Origin of the sequence: Alkalibacterium sp. (assembly GCF_046484155.1) — a bacterium.
In the GTDB taxonomy this organism is placed as follows: Bacteria; Bacillota; Bacilli; order Lactobacillales; family Carnobacteriaceae_A; genus Alkalibacterium.
The window spans coordinates 1-3,021 of the sequence record NZ_JAWOBT010000065.1 but is presented as its reverse complement, the minus strand read 5'-3'; the positions used below and the strand labels follow the sequence as shown (position 1 = coordinate 3,021).

Annotated in this window: 5 protein-coding genes; 2 read left to right on the top strand and 3 right to left on the bottom strand. The window is 38.0% G+C overall.

Features of this window, described 5'->3' with window-relative positions:
• Window positions 1-422, top strand: a 422-nt coding sequence (locus R6U02_RS05100; RefSeq protein WP_410262557.1) for a M24 family metallopeptidase, incomplete at its 5' end; no start/stop codon positions are given.
• A 60-nt stretch (window positions 423-482) separates the two neighbouring features.
• Here R6U02_RS05100 and R6U02_RS05095 read toward each other — a convergent pair.
• From R6U02_RS05095 to R6U02_RS05085, 3 genes are all read right to left on the bottom strand, one after another.
• Window positions 483-989 carry a DUF421 domain-containing protein gene (locus R6U02_RS05095; RefSeq protein ID WP_410262556.1) on the bottom strand — a complete coding sequence of 169 codons (507 nt, stop codon included), beginning with the start codon at window positions 987-989 and terminating at the stop codon, window positions 483-485.
• A gap of 277 nt (window positions 990-1,266) precedes the next feature.
• Window positions 1,267-1,695, bottom strand: a complete 429-nt coding sequence (locus R6U02_RS05090) for a YtxH domain-containing protein (protein ID WP_410262555.1) — start codon at window positions 1,693-1,695, stop codon at window positions 1,267-1,269.
• Window positions 1,696-1,728: 33 nt separating this feature from the next.
• Window positions 1,729-2,139 carry a DUF948 domain-containing protein gene (locus R6U02_RS05085; protein WP_410262554.1) on the bottom strand — a complete coding sequence of 137 codons (411 nt, stop codon included), beginning with the start codon at window positions 2,137-2,139 and terminating at the stop codon, window positions 1,729-1,731.
• A gap of 172 nt (window positions 2,140-2,311) precedes the next feature.
• On the opposite strand from R6U02_RS05085, the gene R6U02_RS05080 reads away from it, so the two are divergent.
• Window positions 2,312-3,021 (top strand): mechanosensitive ion channel family protein (locus R6U02_RS05080; RefSeq protein ID WP_410262553.1); only part of this gene is annotated, 710 nt, incomplete at its 3' end.

The window sequence follows — 3,021 nt, the reverse complement described above, 5'->3', positions numbered from 1 at the left end:
ATGGCTACACAAGCGATATGACTCGGACCATCGTTTACGGTAAGGCTGATGAAAAAACAAAGGTTATTTACACAATTGTCAAAGAAGCTCAGGAAAAGGCACAAGCCTTTGTTAAACCAGGCATTCTGGCCGGTGACATCGACGATATCGCCCGAACACATATTGAAGAATCCGGTTATGGGGATTACTTCACTCATAGACTGGGCCATGGGTTAGGGAAGTCCGTCCATGAATATCCTAATATAGCACCTGATGTCGAAGTCGAGATAAAAGAAAATATGTGTTTTTCAATAGAACCAGGCATTTATATCGAAGCTTTTTTCGGCGTGCGTATTGAAGACTGTATATACGTCAGTGCATCAGGAGCAATACCCTTTACACATACAAAAAAAGAACTGATTGAATTACCGATAATAGCGTGAGCTAAAAAAACCGGCAAGTAGATTGAGGTGAAACCCTCTCTACTTGTCGGTTTTTGTTGTTTATTCAGTAAAGATAAAATCATCTTTTTGTATTTGATTTTTCCCTGACTTGCTCATTACTGTTAAGGTTCCGTCAGTTTCTAATATGATCGCTGAAATCTCATCGAATGAAACAAATCCAGATTTTCTTATGGATTGTTTTAACTCTCCTCTTGTGATGCGTTCATTTGTTAAAGCCTCATGAAGAAATTCTCCCTCGTAAAAAAGTAACGCAGGCTGCGATTTCAGTATGGACCGAATCGGTTTAAACCGGACGGATAGCCATGTAGCAGCGTACTGTAACCCTACCAGCATAGCAAATGTCAAAAGGCCATTCCAGAATGAATCTTTATAGTTGACAATTGTCGTGGCTAGAACCGAACCTAACGCAACGGTGATAATAAAATCAAAGGCATTCATTTTGGATAGCGTTCTCTTCCCGGAAATACGCAGAATAAAAACAATCGCAATGAAACTAACGACGCTGACTGAAATTAGTTTTAAGGCATCCATTAAACTGATAACCATCCGAATCCTTCTTTCTCGCTTTTTCTTTTTAATTCAAATTTCCCAACGCACCCTGTTCGTCATCTTCACTTTTCTGTTTGAGCAGCACCGATACCGTTCCGGCTGTTTTCAGGACAACGGACTCGACTTCTGTTATTCTCCTTTAGTAAAGAAGAAGGATACGACGTTAGCCGCATCCTTCTCCCTAATTATTTAGAATTTTTTATTTGTCTTCAGCATTAAATTAATTGACCTCTTTCTCGTCTTCAGATGAATCATCTGAATCACAACCAAGTGATTATAACGTTGCTTGCGGAGTGGTCGGATCATTTTTTGATGAACCCTTGTCTTCTTTATTCATTTTGCCTTTGACATTTTCGGCAGTATCTTTGGCTTCTTCTTTGATTTTGTCTAAATTTTCTTTTGCCTCGTCTAAATCAGTTCCTACTTGGTTTGTCAGTTGTTCAAACGTTGCTGTTGCGCTCTCTAAGTACTCTGAACTCGTTTGACGCACAGAATCTTTCAATTCCAAGCCTTTATCTTTTGCTTTATTCACATAATCTTTTGCCTGGTCTTTGGTTTTAACCGTATGATCTTTGATGTCACCACGGACTTCTTCACCTGATTTCGGGGCAAACAGCAGTGTAGCAAGACCGGCAGTAAGACCTGCGACTACACCTCCTACTAATATTCCTAAAACAAAACATTCTTTATTATCTCTATACATATAATTTCCTCACTTTTCTATTATTTAGTTTGTTTATTTACGTTCGTCTTTACTCATTTTCGATCCAACTTTTTTAGCAATGCCCATACTTGCACCTTTTTTGGAGGCACTTGCTAAATGAGTCGTTAAACTACGTGTCGAATTGTTTAAACTTGAAACGGATTCACCTAAATCTCCTACGGCTTTGAATAATGGATCTGTTAATCCCAACTTACCATTGACATCATCCAAAGTGACATTGGTCTTGTTAAGCAACCCTTCTACCTCGATAAGCAATAAATCTGCATCCTTCGTTATAGTACTTAAACTCTTATTCGCTTCTTCCACTGTCGTGTTCAATTCAGATATCATTTTTGCTACCTTGAATAACACGTATACTAAACCTAAAACGAGTACCGCAAATGCTATTGCTGCAATTAATGCTGCTATTTCTCCACCTGTCATAATTATCCCTCTTCCTTCTTTTCTGTATAGTTCAAGATTACCATTTAATGTCTTTTAAATGCAACTAAGATGATTTAAAAAACAAATCAAATAGATGAATTGTATCTTTACCAAAACATGTTAAAATAGTTAATGACCATGCTTATTACTAAATATTCCTAAAGGAGACTATATGGATCAAACTAATGAAGCGCTTGAAAAAATTGAAGAACAGACGAGTTTACTGACCGAATTAGTGGATGCCATCCAGTGGCAGGAGATTGCCTGGTCAGTAATTATTACACTTTTACAAATTGTATTCGCGCTGATTGTTTTCTTTACCATAAAACGGGTTGGACGTTATGTCATCGAAAAAGTATTTACTCGGTATATGAATCAGAGAAATACCGTTCCTAATCGCTTAAATACCTTGTATAAATTAAGTAAGAACATTTTTAATGCTGTCATCTATTTTTTTCTGGTTTATACTATTCTTGAATTACTCGGTTTTCAAGTAGGACCTCTGATAGCCAGTGCCGGTGTCCTCGGTTTAGCGTTATCCCTCGGTGCACAGGGTTTTGTATCGGATATCGTTAATGGCTTTATGATCTTGCTTGAGAAGCAAATGGATGTGGGTGATGTGGTTAAAATCAGTGATATCACCGGCACTGTGGAAGATGTTAATCTAAAAACGACCAAAGTAAAAGACTTTGATGGAACGACTCATTTCATCCCAAATCGTGCGATTACGATCGTCAGCAATCAATCACCCTCAGATATGCGTGTCCTTATTCAAATACGCCTTTATCCCTCAACGAATCTTGAGAATGTGAGAAAAGCACTTGAAAAGGTCAATAGAGAAGCCATCCTGAATTTCGAGGAAATCACGATTGAACCGTCAGA

Bases quoted from the DNA above. Each gene is read 5' to 3' on its own strand.
- R6U02_RS05095 (WP_410262556.1), bottom strand. From the start codon at position 989: ATGGTTATCAGTTTAATGGATGCCTTAAAACTAATTTCAGTCAGCGTC.
- R6U02_RS05090 (WP_410262555.1), bottom strand. From the start codon at position 1,695: ATGTATAGAGATAATAAAGAATGTTTTGTTTTAGGAATATTAGTAGGA.
- R6U02_RS05085 (WP_410262554.1), bottom strand. From the start codon at position 2,139: ATGACAGGTGGAGAAATAGCAGCATTAATTGCAGCAATAGCATTTGCG.